The sequence below is a fragment of the Amycolatopsis sp. YIM 10 genome (genome assembly GCF_009429145.1).
Lineage (GTDB): Bacteria > Actinomycetota > Actinomycetes > Mycobacteriales > Pseudonocardiaceae > Amycolatopsis.
Genome location: NZ_CP045480.1, coordinates 8,098,961 through 8,117,339 on the forward strand (window position 1 = coordinate 8,098,961; position 18,379 = coordinate 8,117,339).

15 protein-coding genes are annotated in these 18,379 nt (G+C 71.6%); 6 read left to right on the forward strand and 9 right to left on the reverse strand.

Features of this window, described 5'->3' with window-relative positions; all coding sequences use genetic code 11:
- Positions 1-28: 28 nt before the first annotated feature.
- Positions 29-622 carry a nicotinate-nucleotide adenylyltransferase gene (gene nadD, locus YIM_RS38350; RefSeq protein WP_153035038.1) on the reverse strand — a complete coding sequence of 198 codons (594 nt, stop codon included), beginning with the start codon at positions 620-622 and terminating at the stop codon, positions 29-31.
- A gap of 264 nt (positions 623-886) precedes the next feature.
- On the opposite strand from nadD, the gene YIM_RS38355 reads away from it, so the two are divergent.
- Together YIM_RS38355 and YIM_RS38360 are read left to right on the forward strand one after the other, a co-directional pair.
- Positions 887-3,013, forward strand: a complete 2,127-nt coding sequence (locus YIM_RS38355) for a RecQ family ATP-dependent DNA helicase (protein ID WP_153035039.1) — start codon at positions 887-889, stop codon at positions 3,011-3,013.
- A gap of 85 nt (positions 3,014-3,098) precedes the next feature.
- The gene (locus YIM_RS38360; protein ID WP_153035040.1) at positions 3,099-4,382 is read left to right on the forward strand and encodes an MFS transporter; all 1,284 of its coding nucleotides are present in this window, start codon (positions 3,099-3,101) and stop codon (positions 4,380-4,382) included.
- A 16-nt stretch (positions 4,383-4,398) separates the two neighbouring features.
- On the opposite strand, the gene YIM_RS38365 is transcribed toward YIM_RS38360, so the two are convergent.
- Entirely contained in the window at positions 4,399-5,628 is a 1,230-nt protein-coding gene (locus YIM_RS38365) for an NAD(P)/FAD-dependent oxidoreductase (protein ID WP_153035041.1), read from the reverse strand.
- Positions 5,629-5,691: 63 nt separating this feature from the next.
- Here YIM_RS38365 and YIM_RS38370 point away from each other — a divergent pair, with 63 nt between their 5' ends.
- On the forward strand, positions 5,692-6,309 hold the full coding sequence (locus YIM_RS38370) for a TetR/AcrR family transcriptional regulator (protein ID WP_153035042.1): 618 nt from the start codon (positions 5,692-5,694) through the stop codon (positions 6,307-6,309).
- Here YIM_RS38370 and YIM_RS38375 read toward each other — a convergent pair whose 3' ends face one another.
- Together YIM_RS38375 and YIM_RS38380 are read right to left on the reverse strand one after the other, a co-directional pair.
- Positions 6,310-8,199 carry an ABC transporter permease gene (locus tag YIM_RS38375; RefSeq protein ID WP_153037511.1) on the reverse strand — a complete coding sequence of 630 codons (1,890 nt, stop codon included), beginning with the start codon at positions 8,197-8,199 and terminating at the stop codon, positions 6,310-6,312.
- Complete coding sequence (locus YIM_RS38380) at positions 8,199-8,930, reverse strand: ABC transporter ATP-binding protein (protein WP_370469042.1); 732 nt, start codon at positions 8,928-8,930, stop codon at positions 8,199-8,201. The genes YIM_RS38375 and YIM_RS38380 overlap by 1 nt, the downstream gene beginning before the upstream one ends.
- 109 nt (positions 8,931-9,039) lie before the next feature.
- On the opposite strand from YIM_RS38380, the gene YIM_RS38385 reads away from it, so the two are divergent.
- From YIM_RS38385 to YIM_RS38395, 3 genes are all read left to right on the forward strand, one after another.
- A complete protein-coding gene (locus YIM_RS38385; RefSeq protein ID WP_228004285.1) occupies positions 9,040-10,326 on the forward strand; it encodes a sensor histidine kinase in 1,287 nt (428 codons plus the stop codon).
- Entirely contained in the window at positions 10,308-10,958 is a 651-nt protein-coding gene (locus YIM_RS38390; protein ID WP_153035044.1) for a response regulator transcription factor, read from the forward strand. The genes YIM_RS38385 and YIM_RS38390 overlap by 19 nt, the downstream gene beginning before the upstream one ends.
- A gap of 93 nt (positions 10,959-11,051) precedes the next feature.
- Entirely contained in the window at positions 11,052-11,270 is a 219-nt protein-coding gene (locus tag YIM_RS38395; protein WP_153035045.1) for a hypothetical protein, read from the forward strand.
- Positions 11,271-11,301: 31 nt separating this feature from the next.
- Here the strand turns inward: YIM_RS38395 and proB are convergent, their stop codons facing one another.
- From proB to YIM_RS38420, 5 genes are all read right to left on the reverse strand, one after another.
- On the reverse strand, positions 11,302-12,411 hold the full coding sequence (proB, locus tag YIM_RS38400; protein WP_153035046.1) for a glutamate 5-kinase: 1,110 nt from the start codon (positions 12,409-12,411) through the stop codon (positions 11,302-11,304).
- Positions 12,404-13,849 (reverse strand): GTPase ObgE, encoded by a 1,446-nt coding sequence (obgE, locus tag YIM_RS38405; RefSeq protein ID WP_153035047.1) that lies wholly within the window; start codon positions 13,847-13,849, stop codon positions 12,404-12,406. Before obgE ends, proB begins: the two co-directional genes overlap by 8 nt.
- Before the next feature lie 105 nt (positions 13,850-13,954).
- Positions 13,955-14,212 (reverse strand): 50S ribosomal protein L27, encoded by a 258-nt coding sequence (gene rpmA / locus YIM_RS38410; protein ID WP_113696811.1) that lies wholly within the window; start codon positions 14,210-14,212, stop codon positions 13,955-13,957.
- 15 nt (positions 14,213-14,227) lie between these two features.
- Positions 14,228-14,542 (reverse strand): 50S ribosomal protein L21, encoded by a 315-nt coding sequence (gene rplU, locus YIM_RS38415; RefSeq protein WP_113696810.1) that lies wholly within the window; start codon positions 14,540-14,542, stop codon positions 14,228-14,230.
- A gap of 192 nt (positions 14,543-14,734) precedes the next feature.
- Positions 14,735-18,187, reverse strand: a complete 3,453-nt coding sequence (locus tag YIM_RS38420) for a translation initiation factor IF-2 N-terminal domain-containing protein (RefSeq protein WP_153035048.1) — start codon at positions 18,185-18,187, stop codon at positions 14,735-14,737.
- Positions 18,188-18,379: the final 192 nt, after the last annotated feature.

Consider the following 18,379-nt stretch of genomic DNA (forward strand, 5'->3'; position numbering starts at 1 on the left):
TCCAGGAGGGCCGGCGAAGACGCCCCAGTCAGTCCTGCCGGTACAGCCCGCGCTTGTCGATGTACCGGACCACGCCGTCGGGCACCAGGTACCAGACCGGTTCCCCGCGCTCGACCCGTTCGCGGCAGCCGGTGGACGAGATGGCCATCGCGGTCACCTCGACCAGGCTCACCTTGCCGCTGGGCAGGTGGTGGTCGTTGAGGTGGTAGCCGGGCCGGGTCACGCCGATGAAGTGGGCCAGGTCGAACAGCTCACCGGCGTTGCGCCAGGTGAGGATCTGCTCGAGCGCGTCGGCGCCGGTGATGAAGTGCAGCTCGGTGTCCGGGTACTCCTCGCGCAGGTCGCGCAGGGTGTCCACGGTGTAGGTCTGGCCGCCGCGGTCGATGTCGACCCGGCTGACCGAGAACACCGGATTGGACGCGGTGGCGATCACCGTCATCAGGTACCGGTCCTCGGCGCGGGTGACCACCCGGCCGGACTTCTGCCACGGCTGCCCCGTCGGCACGAAGATGACCTCGTCGAGACCGAAGCGCGACTGCACCTCGCTGGCCGCGACGAGGTGCCCGTGGTGGACGGGATCGAAGGTTCCGCCCATGACCCCGATTCGACGCCGTTCTGGCATGAACAGGCAGCGTACGTGGACCCGACCGGGGCAGCACGAAGAGGGCGCGGTGCGCGGGTCTGTCCGCACCGGACACCCGCGCACCGCGCTCCGGCGGCCTGGGGGAACCGCCGGGTACCGGCGTCTCCGGGGAACGGAGGCGGTACACCCATGACAGAGGCGGGTGCCGGGGCGGAATGACGGCCGGACCCGCCACCGGGTCAGTGACCTGCGTCACATACACTGCCCGCTGACCTGTCGGTGCCATGGGGTAGAGGTGGTGGCGTGCACACCGATCCCGAGGACACCCCGGCCCTCCGCCGCCGCTCCGACGAACTGCTCCGCGCCCTCGCCGGGGACACCGCCGTCCTGCGCGAGGACCAGTGGACCGCGATCGAGGCACTGGTCGCCCACCGGCGGCGCGCGCTGGTCGTGCAGCGCACCGGCTGGGGCAAGTCGGCGGTGTACTTCCTGGCCACGGCGTTGCTGCGGGAGCGGGGCGCGGGCCCGACGGTGATCATCTCGCCGCTGCTGGCGCTGATGCGCAACCAGATCTCCGCCGCGGCGCGGGCCGGGATCCACGCGGCCACGATGAACTCGGCCAACCAGCAGGACTGGGACGAGGTGCAGGCCGACATCGCCGCCGGGCGCACCGACGTGCTGCTGGTCAGCCCCGAACGGCTGAACAACCCGGACTTCCGCGACAACGTGCTGCCGAAGCTGACCGCCACCGCCGGACTGCTGGTGGTCGACGAGGCGCACTGCATCTCCGACTGGGGTCACGACTTCCGCCCCGACTACCGGCGCCTGCGCACCCTGCTCGGCGAGCTGCCCGATGGCGTGCCGGTGCTGGCGACCACGGCCACGGCCAACAACCGGGTGGTCACCGACGTGGCCGAGCAGCTCGGCGTCGGCACGCACGGCTCCGGTGAGGCGCTGGTGCTGCGCGGCCCGCTCGACCGCGAGAGCCTGCACCTGTCGGTGGTCCGGTTGCCCACCGCCGAAGCGCGGCTGGCTTGGCTGGCCGAGCGCCTCGGCGAGCTGCCCGGCTCCGGGATCATCTACACGCTCACCGTCGCCGGCGCCCACGACGTGGCCAGGCTGCTCGGCGAGCACGGTTACCCGGTCACCGCCTACACCGGCAAGACCGATCCGGCCGAACGCCAGGCCGCCGAGGACGACCTGCTGGCCAACCGGGTCAAGGCGCTGGTCGCCACCTCCGCGCTGGGCATGGGCTTCGACAAGCCGGACCTCGGTTTTGTGGTGCACGTCGGCGCGCCGTCCTCGCCGATCGCCTACTACCAGCAGGTCGGCCGGGCCGGGCGTGGCGTGCGCCGCGCCGAGGTGGTGCTGCTGCCCGGTCACGAGGACATGCAGATCTGGCGCTACTTCGGCTCGCTGGCCTTTCCCGGCAAGCGCGTTGTCGACGAACTGCTCGACGCGCTGGCCATGGCCGACCGTCCACTGTCGACGGCCGCGCTGGAGCCGAAGGTGGAACTTTCGCGCACCCGCCTGGAAATGGTGCTCAAGGTGCTCGATGTGGACGGTGCGGTGCGCCGGGTGCGCGGTGGCTGGGAGAGCACCGGGCAGCCGTGGGAGTACGACGCGCGGCGCTACGAGCGGATCAGGGTGGCGCGCGAAGCCGAGCAGCAGGCGATGCTCGACTACCAGAACATCACCGGCTGCCGGATGCAGTTCCTGCTCGTCCAGCTCGACGACCCGCACGCCGCACCGTGCGGCCGGTGCGACAACTGCACCGGCAACCACCTCTCGGCCGAGGTGTCCGAGTCCATTGTCGACAAAACCGCCCAGGATCTGCGACGGCCCGGGGTGGAGCTGTCCTCGCGGCGGCAGTGGCCGACCGGCATGGCCGGGCTGGGCATCAAGGCGTCGGGCAAGATCGCCGCGGGCGAGCAGACCGAGCCCGGCCGCGCGCTCGGCCGGTTGACCGACATCGGCTGGGGCAATCGTTTGCGCGAGCTGGTCGGCGACTCCGCCGCCGACGGTGAGGTGCCCGAGTCGGTGTTCCAGGCCTGCGTGCAGGTGCTCGCCGCCTGGGACTGGGCCGAGCGCCCGGTCGCGGTGGTGTCGCTGCCGTCGAGTTCGCGCCCGGTGCTGGTGCGCGACTTCGCGCAGCGGATCGCGAAGATCGGCAGGCTGGAGTACCTCGGCTCGCTCGCCGCCGACGGCGAACGGCCGCGCCGGGCGAACAGCGCGCAGCGCGTGGCCGACCTGTGGCAACGGCTGTCCCTGCCGCCGGAACTGGCCGAGGCCGTGGCGAACCTGAGCGGCCCGGTGCTGCTGATCGACGACGTGGCCGACACCGGCTGGACGATGGCCATCGCCGCCCGGTTGCTGCGCCAGGCCGGTGCGCCGGCCGTGCTGCCGTTCGCGCTCGCCAGCACCTCCTGAGCCAGGGGCCGGAACGGGGATCTTCCAACTCACCCATTCGTGTGGCAGGGTCCCACGTCAACCGGACCGAGCACGGAGGTCAGCCATGGTCGAGTCGAGTCAGGGAACGCAGCCCGTCCAGCACCGCCTTCCGGTCAGGAAGCTGTTCGCGGCCAGTGTCGGCAATGCGCTGGAGTGGTTCGACTGGACCATCTACGCGACCTTCAGCATCTACTTCGCCGCCGCCTTCTTCCCCGGCGAACTGTCCCAGGTGAACACGTTCGCCACCTACGCGCTGGCGTTCTTCTTCCGTCCGCTCGGCGGTTACCTGCTCGGCCGGTTCGCCGACCTCCGCGGCCGCAAGCCGGCGATGATCCTGACCATCGTGCTGATGGCGGGCGGCTCGGTGATGATCGGCGTGCTGCCCACCTACGAGCAGGTCGGCTGGCTGGCGCCGATCCTGCTGCTGGTGGCCAGGATCGCACAGGGCCTCTCGCTCGGCGGTGAGGTCTCGAACGCCTCGGCCTACCTCGGCGAGATCGCCCCGGCGCCGCGCCGCGGCCGGTACTCCTCCTTCTTCTACATCTCCACCGGCACCGCGGTGCTGATCGCCTCGGTGCTCGGTTACGTGCTCGCCGAAACACTGTCCAAGGAGGACCTCAACTCCTGGGGCTGGCGCATCCCGTTCCTGCTCGGCGGCGTGATGGGGCTGATCGGGCTGTGGCTGCGGCGAAGCCTGGCCGAGACCGAGCAGTTCGAGGAGAACAAGGGCACCGCGCGCCGGGTGGAGCGGCCGCTGCTGACCACGCTGCGCGAGCACCCGAAGTCGGTGGGCAGGCTGATCGGCTTCACCATGCTGTCCACGCTCTGCTACTACACCTTCTTCAGCGCGCTGACCCCGTTCGCGGTGAAGACCCGCAAGGCCGACGACACCGAGGTGTTCCTGGCGCTGTCGATCGCCACCGCGTTGTTCGTCGCGCTGCAGTACCCGATGGGCGTGCTGGCCGACCGCTACGGCCGCAAACCGCAGCTGATGGTGTGGTCGGCGGCCACCGCGATCCTGATCATCCCGTTGTCCTCGCTGGTCAAACCGGGCTTCGGCAATCTGCTGGTGGTGTTCTGCGTCGGGCTCGGCCTGTACACCGCGATGACCTCGATCGCGCCGGCGATCATGTCGGAGCTGTTCCCGACCGAGCTGCGCGCGCTGGGCATCGGTGCCTGGTACAACCTGACCGTCGCGGTCTTCGGCGGCACCGCGCCGCTGCTGATCAGCTGGCTGGCCACGATCGGCCGGCCGAACCTGTTCTTCATCTACGTGGCCGTCGGCGCCGCGGTCGCCTTCCTGGTGATCCTGAAGCTGCCGGAGACCAAGGGCAGCGAACTGCGCTAGTGGTGGTGACGAGCGGTCAGTCGTTGCCCTGCTCGGCGAAGGCGCGTCGCTTCAGCGGGGGCACGGCGGTGAGGAACCGGAGCACCCCGCGGAAGGCCAGGCGGCCGGCGGCGTTGCCGGAGACGAACTGCTCGGCCGACTTCCGCGACGCCCGCACCGCCGCGAAACCGTAGTCCCGCATGCGTTCCTCGTAAGCGCCGATGGCACTTGGACCGCCGCGGGACAACTCGGCGCACAGCAGCTCCGCGTCGCGCAACGCGATGTTCGCGCCGATGCCGCGGAACGGCGTCATGCTGTGGGCGGCGTCGCCGAGCAACGTGACCCGCCCCGGTTCCCACGGCGCGACCGGCTCGGAGCTGAGGATCGGCAGCAGGGTGACCGTGCCGTCCGGTGAGTCCGCGACGATCCGGCCCAGCTCCGGGTGCCAGTCGCGGATCAGCTCGCCCACCACCGCCTTGATCCCCGCACCGTCCAGTTCGGACATGTCACGGCCGAAGAACGGGCGCCTGGCGGCGAAGGACCACATCAGGTAGCCCTCGGTGTTGCCGAACAACCCCGGGTCCAGCGCCGCCGTTTCGTCGTCGACGCCGGGGCTCTGGTGCGGCGCGGTGAACATGCCGCAGTCCCGGCGCGGCATGATCATGTTCGGCCCGTCCGCCAGCCGCGACGGCAGGTTCGCCCCGCGCAGCGGGAGCTTGCCCGCGATCGCCAGGATGCCGGTGTCCACCCGCTTGGCGTGCGGCAGGAACTGGGCGCGCACCCGTGAATTCGCGCCGTCCGCACCGACCAGCACGTCGGCTTCGGCCTCGGTGCCGTCGGCGAAGCAGAGGCGGCGGCCACCATCGGTGTACCGGACGAACTCCTTGTCGTAGTGCAGGATCCCGTCGAGTTCGGCGGACAGCACCTGGTGCAGGGTGATCCGGCTGACCGAGTGGTGCGCCCGCGCCGGGTCCGGCTCCGGCTCGCCGTCGATCACCAGCAGTTCGCGCAACTGCTCGGTGAGGAAGCCGAAGACGCCGGGCTGCCCGGCGGTGGCCACGAACCGCTCCCACAACGACGGCGGCAGGCACGCGTGCAGCGCCTGTGAGCCGTGCGGGCTGATGTGCACGCGATAACCCTGCAGCCGCTCGGTCCGGCTGCGGCTGCGTTCGTAGACGGCCACTTCCACACCCGCCCGCCTGAGCCCGTGCGCCAGGCAGAGCCCACCCGTCCCGCCACCGACGATCCCCACTCGCAAAGTTGTCATACGCCCATAATCATCCGGACAGATGATTAAGTCAACCGTTCAGGTGACTGATACCGTGACGGCGTGCCAGAGCCCCGAACCCGCCGCTCCCCCGCGCCAGAAGACCGCCAGCGCGACGCCGAACGCACCAAGGCGCGCATTCTCGAAGCGGCAAAGGCCGAGTTCGGTGCGAAGGGCTTCACCGCGGCGCGAGTGGGCGACATCGCCGCCAGGGCGGGCATCAACAAGCAGCTGATCTCGTATTACTTCGGTGGCAAGGAAGGGCTCTACGCCGAGGTCACCCGCGCGCTCTTCCAGCACAACCGCGGGCTCACCGACCCGGACACCCCGCTCGCCGACGTGGTCGCCGACTTCGTCCGGACCAATGTGCTCAACCAGGACGACGTCCGGTTGTTCATCTGGGAGAACCTCAACGACACCGGTCCCGGCGCGCACGGTGAGGACTTCCAGCGCGAGTTCCTCCGGCAGCAGGCCGACTACGTGCGGCAGCGCCAGGAAGCCGGGGACCTCCCCGCCGATCTCGACCCGCGGCACCTGCTGCTGGCGTTGATGGGTGCCGCCGCCGCGCCGTTCATGCTGCCCCGGGTCGCCCGGCTGCTCCACGACACCGACCCGCGCTCGGCGGAGTTCGCCGACGAGTTCGCCGAGCAGCTCGCCCGGCTGCTGCGGCACTCCGCCTGATCACTCGCGGGCGGCCACCAGCGAAACCGGGGACGGCCGCGTCGCCAGCAACGTGGTCCACACGCTGGTCACGCCGACCGCGGTGAACGCACCGGCGGCGAGAAAGCCCAGCAGCCGCCACGGCACCGCGACCACCGGCATGCCGACCAGCACCCCGGCCAGGGTGAGGCAGCCGAGCCCCAAGCCGATCGCGGTGACCATCCAGGCCTCGACCAGTGCCATCCACACCACCTGCCGCCGGGTCAGCCCGGTGACCCGCGCGGCGGCGAACTCCACCCCGCGCTCGGCCCCCGACATCACCACCGCGTTGACCACGGCGACCGCCGTGTACAACCCGGACAACCCGAGCAGCGCGGCGAGGAACGCGGTGTTGTCCTGGTTCTGCTTCTCCACATCAGCCGCGATCCAGTCGTCCATTGTGGACATCTGACCCGCCGGTACCGTTATCGGACCGGCGCCCGGCGCCAACCGGACCAGCGACACGGCGGGCGCTTCGGCGACGATCCCCGCGGGTACGGCGTCCCTGGGCAGCAGGAAGGTGGCCCCCTCGGCGACGGTCTCCGGCATCACCGCCACCACCCGCAGTTCCCGCTCACCGTCCGGGAAGCTCGCGCGCACCGAATCGCCGATCCGGATGCCCTCGCCGACCAGCGCCGGTCCAACCGCGACGGTGTTCCCGCGCAGCTCGGCCAGCTCCCCCGCGCGCGGCCGGATCAGGTGCGCCTCCTGGTAGGCGGCCGGGTCGATCACGGTCAGGCCGTCGTAGTAGTTCTCGGTGCGCGACCAGCCTTGCTCCCGCAGCTCGGCCTGGATCCGGATGGGCACCGTGACCTCCACCGAAACCCCTGCCACACCGGGGATGGCGGCGATCCGGTCGGCTTCTGCACCGGTCGACTCGATCACCAGATCGCCCACCGTGGTGCGCCGCTGCTCCTGCTCGCTCAGCGCGGACAGCGACGCCATGGTCCCTGCCATCCCGAGCACCAGCCCGGTGAGCACGATCAGCGGCGCGGCCGTGGAAGCGCTGCGGCGCACCCCGTCCCGCAGATTGGCCTCGGCGATCTCCCCCACCACGGTCGATCGCAGCAGCAGTCCGAGCAGCCGCCCGGCCAGCGGCACCACCAGCGGGCTCAGCACGCTCAGCCCGGCCGCGCCGACGATCGCCACCATCATCGACATCGCCAGCGCGCCGGCCAGTTCGACGCGTTGCGCCAGCACGACCAGTCCGGCACAGAAGGCCACCATGGACAGTCCGGTGAGCCAGCGGCCGACGGTCATCACCCGCTGCACCGAACCGCTGTCCCGCAACGCTTCCAGTGGCCGGACCCGGGCAGCGCGCCGGGCCGCGCTGAGCACGCCGAGCAGCGACACCCCGATGCCGACGAAGCAGGACACCCACAGCACTCGGGGTTCCCACGCCACCGAGAAGTCCTCCGGCACCAGCCCGAGCGCGCCCAGCAACCACGACTGCGGCCAGGTCGCGACCACCCCCAGCGGCACCCCGAGCGCGGTGCCGGTCACCCCCAGCAGCAGCGCCTCGGCGAGCAGCAGCCGGTACAGCTGCCCGCGCCCGCCCCCGACCAGGCGCAGCAGCGCGAGTTCCCGCCGCCGTTGCGCCACGGTGAACGCGAAGGTCGAGCCGACGATGAAGAACCCGAGGAAACCGGACAGCAGCACGGTCATGCCCATCAACGTGGCCGCGCCTTCGAACCCGGCACGCACCCGGTCCGCGGTCGCCGGGTCGAGCCCTTCCGGGATCCGCCCCCGTGCCGTCGACCCCATCACCAGCAGAGCCGACTGCACCAGTGCCACCCCGAGCGCGACGGTGAGCAGCGCGCCCCCGAACAACCGGCGCTTCTCCCCGAACGTGCTCAGCGACAACCGCAGCATCACGCCTCCAGGCTCGCGAGCCGGTCGGCGACCTGCCGGGCGGTCGGCCGCAGCAACTGGTCGACGATCCGGCCGTCGGACAGGAACACCACCGCGTCGGCCGCGGCCGCGGCGACCGGGTCGTGCGTCACCATCACCACCGTCTGCCGTGCCCGGTCGACCATGTCGCGCAGCAGGTGAAGTACGCCGCGCGCCGACTTCGAGTCCAGTGCGCCGGTCGGCTCGTCGGCGAAGAGCACCGCGGGCCGGGTCACCATGGCGCGGGCGATCGCGACCCGCTGTTGCTGCCCGCCGGACAGTTCTCGCGGGCGGTGCCGGACGCGGTCGCCGAGTCCGACCGAGGCCAGCACCGCGTGCACCTCCGCGCGGGAGACCTTGGCGCCGGACAACCGCAGCGGCAGCGCGACGTTCTGCTCCGCGGTCAGCGCGCCCAGCAGGTTGAAGCTCTGGAAAACAAATCCGATCGCACTGCGGCGCATGGCGGTGAGCACGCTGTCCGGGGCGAGAGTGATGTCGTTGCCGAGCAGCACCACCCGCCCGCCGCTGACCCGGTCCAGCCCGGCGGCGCAGTGCAGCAGGGTGGACTTGCCCGAGCCGGACGGCCCCATCACCGCGGTCCAGGTGCCGGGCGGGAAGCCGATGCTGACCCGGTCGAGCACGCGCACCCGCGCCTGCCGCTCGCCGTACTCCCTGGTCACCTCCCACAGTTCGATCGCTGGCACCACGCGTATCCCGGCCTCCGCACTCACCCGCCCAGCAAAGCGGCCCGGCCCGGGTGCGGGCACTACCTCCAGCGCCCGAACACGGGTAGAGCTATCTCTACCGGCTAGGGTCGGCACAGTGACCACGACCGCGCTGGAGGCATTGGGGCGGAGGAGCTTCCTGCTCAGCCGGTGGCCGTGGCGCGCGGCGATGTACCTGCTCAGCTCACTGGTCACGGCCACGGTGACCGCCGGGGCGCTCTGCGTGCTCGGCCTGCCGTGGCTGATCCTGGTGTTCGAATCCATTCCGGACGGACCGGGTCCGGTGGCGGCACTGCTCGCACTGGGCACGTTCACCTTCGGCCTCGGCGGCCCGCTGCTCGCCCTGCCGCTGGCGGAATTGGAGCGGCGGCGCCTGCGGCTGGTGGACCCGCGCAAGGTCACCTCCGGCCACCGGCGGCCACCGTCACCGGGGCTCGACCTGTGGGTGCGCACGCGGTTCACCGAGGCCGCGACCTGGCGCGAGCTGGGTTACGCGGTGCTGCTGGCCACGGTGGGGTTCGCGGCCTGCGTGGCGGTGCTGGTGCTGGCCGTGCTGGCGACCGCCCTGCTGGCGAGCCCCTTCCTGATCGAGGGCGGCACGGTATCGGTCGGGTTCCTGACCATCAGCACGCTCGCCGAGTCCGTCTGGGGCGTGGTCGGCGGCCTGGTGCTGCTCATCGCGCTTTGCTACGTCGGCACGCTGGTCGCCGGACTGCACGGCATGCTGGCCAGGACCCTGCTCCAGGGCGACCAGCTGATCGAGGTGTCGCGGTCGCGCGCCCGCCTGGTCGACGCCTTCGAGGCCGAACGCCGCCGCATCGAGCGCGACCTGCACGACGGCGCCCAGCAGCGGCTCGTCGGCCTGACCCTGCGGCTCGGCCTCGCCCGGCTCGACCTGCCGCCGGACTCCCCCGCCGCCGCGCAGCTCGCCGAGGCGCACGACGAGGCCAAGCAGCTGATGGCGGAGCTGCGCGAGTTCATCCACGGCATCCGCCCGCAGGTGCTCACCGAACGCGGTCTGCCCGCCGCGCTGGGCGAACTCGCCGACCGCTCGGCCGTGCCGGTGACAGTCCACAGTGCACTGAAGAGCCGGTTGCCGGTGCCGCTGGAGGGCACCGCCTACTTCGTCGCGTCCGAAGCGCTGGCCAACGCGGCCAAGCACAGCGGGGCGACCGCGGTCGAGATCGAGGTGCGGCTCGACCGCGACTGGCTGCTGCTGGAGATCCGCGACAACGGCCACGGCGGGGCCGATCCCGGCGCGGGCACCGGGCTGACCGGCTTGGCCGACCGGGTCGCCGTGCTCGACGGCAGAATGGTGCTGTCCAGTCCGGCCGGTGGGCCGACCGTGGTGCGTGTGGAGCTGCCGTGTCCTCAGTCCGAGTAGTGCTGGCCGAAGACGGCGTCCTGCTGCGCGAAGGCCTTTCCGGCCTGCTCGGCCGGTTCGGTTTCGAGGTGGTCGCGGCCGTCGGCGACGCCGCCGAACTGGCGCGCGCGGTCGACGAGCACCGGCCCGACCTGGTGGTCACCGACATCCGGATGCCACCGGACTTCACCGACGAAGGCCTGCGCGCCGCGGTCGAGCTGCGCCGGAAGCATCCCGGGCTGGCCGTGCTGGCGCTGAGTCAGTACGTCGAACGCAGTGGTGCGGCCGAACTGCTGGACTCCGGTGACGGGCGCGGAGTGGGGTACCTGCTCAAGGACCGGGTGGTCGACGTCGAGGAGTTCGTCACCGCGCTGCGGCAGGTGGTCGACGGCGGCACCGTGGTCGATCCGCAGGTGGTGCGGCAGCTGCTCGGCCGCCAGCGCGATCCGCTGAACCGGCTGTCCGCGCGTGAGACCGAGGTGCTCGCGCTGGTCGCCGAGGGCCATTCCAACACCGAGATCGCCCGGCGGCTGGTCGTCTCCGAGGCGGCCGTCGCCAAGCACGTCGGCAACATCCTGAGCAAGCTCGACCTGCCACCCGCCGAGGACACCAACCGGCGGGTGCTCGCCGTGCTCGCTTATCTACGTCGGTAAACGCTTTCCGTAATGGACAATTCGGGGGACAACCGGGAACGACCGCGCCCACGGCACGTCTGAACAGGTACCACCACCGGCGAGAGGCAGGCCGTGAACCACCCCAGCGACCCACCCACCGAGCGCGAGCTGAAGGCCGCGGCCGGGCTGCTCGAAGACGAACTGGACCGGCTCATCGGCGAGTACACCCGCCTCAGAGGCGAGCAGCCGGCCGTCGGTGTGCAACCGAGCCTGGCCGCCTACCTGGTGCGCAGCGCCGAACCACCCATCCTGGCCGCACTGCTGGCCGCGGCGATCGCCCGCCTGGCCTGACTCACCGGCACTGGTTCACCGGTTCACCGGTTCACCGACGGAGCGGCACCAGATCGTCGGCGTGCACGACCTCGCGCCGCTGCTCCGCGGGCAGGTCGTGGCTGGAGCGGCCGACCAGCTCCGGCAGTTCCACCGCGTCGAAGGCGACCACCCCGCGCGCCACCACCCGCTGCGCCGCGTCGACCAGGTCCACCACGTCCCCGGCGTCGAAATCGCCGTCGACCCCGGTGATCCCGGCGGCCAGCAGCGACCGGCGCCGCCGCACCACCGCGGCCACCGCGCCGTCGTCGAGGTGCAGGCGGCCACGCGCGTCCGTGGCGTAACCGAGCCAGAACCGGCGTGCGGAAAGGCGGCTGTCCGCGGCCGCGAACGCCGTGCCGACCTTGGCCTCGCTCAGCGCGTCGGCGGCCTGGTCCGCGCCCGCGAGCAGCACCGGGATCCCGGCCGCGGCAGCCGTCCGCGCGGCGGCCAGCTTCGAGACCATGCCGCCGGTGCCCAGCCCGGAGCTGGACATGCCCACCGAGATGCCGTCGACGTCAGCGTCACCGGTCACCTCGTCGATCCGGCGGGTCGCGCCCGAGCGCGGGTCCCCGTCGTACAGCCCGTCCACATCGGACAGCAGCACCAGCGCGTCGGCGGCGACCAGGTGCGCCACCAGTGCGGCGAGCCGGTCGTTGTCGCCGAACTTGATCTCCTCGGTGGCCACCGTGTCGTTCTCGTTGACCACCGGGACCGCGCCGAGCGCGAGCAACCGCGAGAAGGTGCGCTGGGCGTTGCGGTAGTGCGCGCGGCGGACCACGTCGTCGGAAGTGAGCAGCACCTGTCCGACGGTCAGCGCGTACCTGCCGAACGATTCGCCGTACGCGTGCGCGAGCGCGAGCTGCCCCACGCTCGCGGCGGCCTGCTGCGACGCGAGGTCACGCGGCCGCTTCGCCAGCGACAACGGCGCCAGCCCGGCCCCGATCGCGCCGGAGGAGACCAGCACGATCTGGCTGCCCGCCCCGATGCGCGCGGCGATCGCGTCGACCAGCGCGTCGAGCCTGGTCACGTCGAGCCCGTCACCGGCGGTGGTCAGCGCCGAGGAACCGACCTTGACCACCAGCCGGCGGGCGGCCACGACCGCCCGCCGCGTCTCACTCACCTTCGGACTCCTCGTCCGGGCCGTCACGCCGGATGCGCCGGGCTTCCTTGCGCTCGGCGGCACTGATCCGGTCGGTGCCTTCGAGTCGCACGTCGGTGCCGCGGCCGGACAGGTGGACCACCGCGCCCGGCGTGGACGGCTGCCACTCGAACGAGATGTCGCCGATGGTGACCTGGCTGCCCGGCACCGCGCCCTTGCGGGCCAGCGCATCCTCAACGCCGAGCCGGTTCAGCCGGTCGGCGAGATAACCGACGGCCTCGTCGTTGCCGAAGTTCGTCTGCCGGATCCACCGCTCCGGGCGGGTGCCGCGCACGATGAAGGCGCCTTCCTCCTCCGGATCGGGTTCGACGGTGAAACCGCTGTCGTCCACCGCCAGCGGCTTGAGCACCACTTTCTCCGCCTCCGGCGGCGGCTGCTCGGCCCGGTAGCGCTCGACCACCGCGCCGAGCGCGTAGGTCAGCTCCCGCAGGCCCTTGCGCGCCACCGCGGAGATCTCGAAGACCTCCAGGCCGCGCTTCTCGAACTCGGGGCGCACCAGCTCGGCGAGGTCCGCCGCGTCCGGCACGTCCACCTTGTTCAGCACCACCACGCGCGGCCGGTCGGCGAGATCGCCGCCGAGACTCGGGGTGTAGCGGGCGAGTTCGGCCTCCAGAGCGTCCACATCGGACACCGGATCGCGGCCGGGTTCGTAGGTGGCGCAGTCGACCACGTGCACCAGCACCGCGCAGCGCTCGATGTGCCGCAGGAAGTCAAGGCCGAGGCCCTTGCCCTGGCTGGCGCCCGGGATCAGCCCCGGCACGTCGGCCATGGTGAACACGGTCTCGCCCGCGGTGACCACGCCGAGGTTCGGCACCAGCGTGGTGAACGGGTAGTCGGCGATCTTCGGCTTGGCCGCCGAGAGCACCGAGATCAGCGAGGACTTGCCCGCCGAGGGGAAGCCGAGCAGGCCGACGTCGGCGACCGAACGCAGCTCCAGCACCAGATCCCGCGCCTCGCCCGGCTCGCCGAGCAGCGCGAACCCCGGCGCCTTGCGTGCCTTGGACGCGAGCGCGGCGTTGCCGAGCCCGCCCCGGCCGCCCTGCGCGGCGACGAAGGTGGTGCCGGGACCGATCAGGTCGGCGAGCACCTCGCCGCGCTCGGTCATCACCACGGTGCCGTCCGGCACGCGCAGTTCCAGGGTCTCCCCGGCCGCGCCCGAACGGTTGGCGCCCTGCCCGATCTTGCCGTTGCCCGCCCGCGCGTGCGGACGGAAGTGGAAGTCGAGCAGCGTGTGCACGTTGGGATCGACGATCAGCAGCACATCACCGCCGTTGCCGCCGTTGCCGCCGTCGGGGCCGCCGAGCGGCTTGAACTTCTCACGGTGCACCGAGGCGCAGCCGTTCCCACCGTTGCCGGCGGCCAGATGGATCACCGCGCGGTCGACGAACCGGGACGCCATTGCCTGCCCTCTCCAGAAAAACTGTTGTGTCTACATGCGAACGGGCGGTGTGGTCCGCGTATTCCGCAGACCACACCGCCCGGTGGTTTTCGCTCGGTCTGGGGCTCAGGCCTCGACCGGCACGATGTTGACCGTCTTGCGGCCACGCTTGGAGCCGAACTCGACCGAGCCGGACTCCAGCGCGAACAGGGTGTCGTCACCGCCGCGACCGACGTTCACGCCCGGGTGGAACTTGGTGCCGCGCTGGCGGATCAGGATCTCGCCCGCCTTCACGACCTGGCCACCGAACCGCTTGACGCCGAGGTACTGCGGGTTCGAGTCACGACCGTTGCGGGAGCTGGACGCGCCCTTCTTGTGTGCCATGGCTGCCTGAACCCCTTACTTGGTGATGCCGGTGACTTCGAGGCGGGTCAGCTTCTGCCGGTGACCCTGCCGCTTGTGGTAGCCGGTCTTGTTCTTGAACTTGTGGATGCGGATCTTGGGACCCTTGGTCTGCTCGACGACCTTGCCGGTGACCGAGACCTTCGCGAGCGCGTCGGCGTCCGTGGTGACCTCGCCGCCATCCACATACAGCACGGCGGGGAAGGTGTGCTCGGTGCCCGGCTCGCCCTCGAGCTTCTCGACCTCGACGACGTCGCCGACGGCCACCTTGTACTGCTTGCCGCCGGTCTTGACGATCGCGTACGCCGACACGGATGTCTCCTGCTAACTCGACAATAGGGTGGGGGCTTGTGCGCGCCGCCCGCGGGTTACCGCGTGCTGGTGGGCGCACAATGCTGGCCTGCCGCTACGGGCGGGCCGTCTTACAGGTTACGGGGTGGCCCATAACCGCTGACAACCGGGTGCCGAATCGGGTTGGCCAACCGGGTTGGCCAACCCGGCTGACTAGCCGTTTTCGTTGGCCCCGACCGGCGGCCCGGCCGGCCGGGAAGCCACCCGGCGGGCACGCCGCCGAGTCGTCTTCGCCGCCGGAGCGGGCACGGAGACCTCGGGGGTCGCCTCGGCCTCAGAAGCCTCGGCCTCTTGGGTCCCGGTGACCTCGTTGGTCTCGGCCGCCTGGGTTCCGGTGGCCTCGTCCGCCTGGGCGGCTTCGGTCGCCTGAGCAGCTTCGGGTGCGTGGGCAGCCTCGGGTGCCTGGGCAGCCTCGGGTGCCTGGGCAGCCTCGGGTGCCTGGGCAGCCTCGGGTGCCTGGGCAGCCTCGGGTGCCTGGGCAACTTCGGGTGCCTTCGCTGCTTCAGGTGCCTCAGGCGCCCGGCTTGCCTCGGGTGCCGGGCCTGCTTCAGCCGCCTGGGTCGCTTCGGCCGCCTGGGCGGCTTCTGGCGCCTTCGCTGCTTCGCTTACCTGGGGCGCTTCGGGCGCCTGAGCTGCCTCAGTCGCCTTGCTCGCCTCGGGTGCCTGAGCCGAGCCTGCCTGGGCCGCCTCGGGCGCTTCAGCCGCCTCCGGTGCCTTAGCTGCCTCGCTCGCCTGAGCAGCGTCGGCCTCCTCCGAGGCCTTGGCTGCCTCGGGCGCGGTGGCTGCTTCGCTCGCCTGGGCCGCGTTCGGCGCCTGGCCCGTCTCCGGAACCTTGGCTGTCTCGGGCGTCTGGGCCGTTTCGGCTGCCGGAGCGGCCTCTGGCGTGGTGGCCGTCTGGGCGGATGGGCCGCCTGCGGGCCTGGAGGCCGAGCGGCGTTCCCGACGGCGTTCCCGCTTCGCTTCGACCTTGGCTTCGGCCGGCGACTCCGCGGGCACCTCCTGGGCCTCTTCCGCACGGCCCGGTTCCGGGGCGCGGCCGTTCAGCTCGGGGACCTTCTCCCCGTCCTCCGGCTTGGCCGACTTCGAGGCGTTCGCCATCGCCTGCACGGCGGTGACCACCGACTCGCGCTGCACCGGGGTCGGCGCCGGGGCTTCCGTCTTCGACGGCTCCGGCTGCTGCTCCTCGGCCTTGTTGCGACCACGCGAGCGCCGGGACTGGCCGTGCTGGTGCCCGCCACCACCATTGCCGCCGCCGTTGCCGCCACCGGAACCGTTCTTCGGCTGGTCGGTCGAAACCACCACGCCCCGGCCCTTGCAGTGCTCGCAGGTGGTCGAGAACGCCTCCAGCAGCCCGGTCCCGACCTTCTTGCGGGTCATCTGCACCAGACCCAGCGAGGTCACCTCGGCCACCTGGTGACGGGTGCGGTCACGGCCGAGGCACTCGGTCAGCCGCCGCAGCACCAGCTCGCGGTTGGACTCCAGCACCATGTCGATGAAGTCGATCACGATGATGCCGCCGATGTCGCGCAGCCGCAGCTGGCGCACGATCTCCTCGGCCGACTCCAAGTTGTTCCTGGTCACCGTCTCCTCGAGATTGCCGCCGGAGCCGGTGAACTTGCCGGTGTTGACGTCGATCACGGTCATCGCCTCGGTGCGGTCGATGACCAGGTAACCACCCGAGGGCAGCCACACCTTGCGGTCCAGCGCCTTGGTGATCTGCTCGTCGATCCGGTACTCGGCGAAGACGTCACCGTTGCCGGTGTAGCGCTTGAGCCGGTCGGCCAGGTCGGGCGCCACGTGCGCGACGTAGCCCTGGATGGTGTCCCACGCCGTGCCGCCCTGGACCTCCAGCTTGGCGAAGTCCTCGGTGAACAGGTCGCGGACCACCTTGACCAGCAGGTCCGGCTCTTCGTAGAGCAGGGTCGGCGAGCCGGACTTCTTGCCCTTGCCCGCCTCGGCCTTCTCCTTGATCACGTCCCACTGCGCCTTGAGGCGGCGCACGTCGCGGTCCAGCTCCTCCTCGGCGATGCCCTCCGAGGCGGTGCGGATGATCACGCCCGCGTCCTCGGGCACGATCCGCTTGAGGATGTCCTTGAGCCGCCGTCGCTCGTTCTCCGGCAGCTTGCGCGAAATACCGGTGGCACCCCCGGCCGGCACGTAGACCAGGAAGCGGCCGGGCAGCGAGATCTGCGTGGTCAGCCGGGCGCCCTTGTGCCCGACCGGGTCCTTGGTGACCTGCACCAGCACGCTGTCACCGGTGGACAGGGCCTGCTCGATCTTGCGCGCCTTGCCCTCCAGGCCGGCGGCGTCCCAGTCCACCTCACCGGCGTAGAGCACGGCGTTGCGGCCGCGGCCGATGTCGATGAACGCGGCCTCCATCGAGGGCAGCACGTTCTGCACCCGGCCGAGGTAGACGTTGCCGACGATCGAGCCGCTGCCCGACGAGGTCACGAAGTGCTCGACCAGCACGCCGTCCTCGAGCACGCCGATCTGCGTGGCGTCGCCCTTCTCGGCGACCACCATGGTGCGCTCGACCGCTTCGCGGCGGGCGAGGAACTCGGCCTCGGACAGGATCGGCGCCCGGCGGCGGCCCGCCTCACGGCCGTCGCGGCGGCGCTGGCGCTTGGCCTCCAGCCGGGTAGAGCCGCGCACGCTGCGCACCTCGTCGCGAGCCGGCTTGTCGGCTTCCTTTTCCTTGTCCTTGTCCTTGCCCTGACGGACGTGGACCACGGTGTTGGGCGGGTCGTCGGAGCTGGTGGCGCTTTCGCTGTCCTCTTCGCCACTGCCCTTGCGACGGCGGCGGCGACGGCGGCGCGAACGGCTGCTGTCCTCGCCGTCGGCGTCGTCGGAGGCCTCGTCGGCCTCCTCGCTCTTGCCCGCTTCGGCGGCCTTTTCGGCCGGGGCGTCGTCCGCCTTGGCCTTCTTGTCCTGGTCCTTCTGGTCCTTCTGGGGCTTGGCCTCCGGCTCGTCGGCCTCGTTGTCGTCCCTGGCGTCGTCGCCACCCTTGCCGCGGCCACGGCCACGGCGGCCACGACGACGGCGACGGCGACCGGCGCCCTCATCGTCGTCCTCGTGCGCGGAGGACTCGCCCTCGGCGGAGGTGTCCTCCTCGTCGGCTTCGGCGTGCTCGGGCTCGGGCTCCGGCTTGGGCGCGCGCTTGGCGGGCGCCGCAGCGGGCTCGGGCGGCAGGAACACCGGCGACGGCGCGGCGAACAGCGGCACGTGCACGGCCGGGCGAGCCGGTTCCGGCTCCGGTTCGGGCTCGGGCTCCGGCGCGGGAGCGGCCTCGACGGCGGGAGCCGGGGCCTCGGCGACCGGGGCGGTCTCCCCGGCAGCCACCTCCTCGGTGGCACTGCCGGTGGCACCGAGCGCCTCGGCGACCTGGAGCGCGACCTCCTTGGGCACGCTGGACTGGGCACTGCGCGCGCTCACGCCCAGCTCGACGAGCTGCTTGAGCACCTCGCGGCTGCTCGAACCGAGCAGCTTGGCCAGTGCGTGCACCCGGATCCGGGCGGGCAGGTCGGCCAGCGGGCCGTTCTCCGATGCGGTTGCAGGTGTGGCGGGATTCCCGCCGGTGTTCTCGGCGGGTGTGTCCGCGTTCGACATATATCTCCTCCGCCCCCGGGCGCGTCTGCCAGCCTCGAACGGCTGGAAGGACGCGGCCGCGCAGGGGCCCCTTCCTGTGCTGTTCCGCCGTGGTGGGCACCGACGGCGGGAATCCTTGCTGTCTCCGACGGCGCCGGAACCCGCCCGGCTGCCCGTCCTCGGCAGTCTGCTCGGCGACGCGCCGGCTGAGCA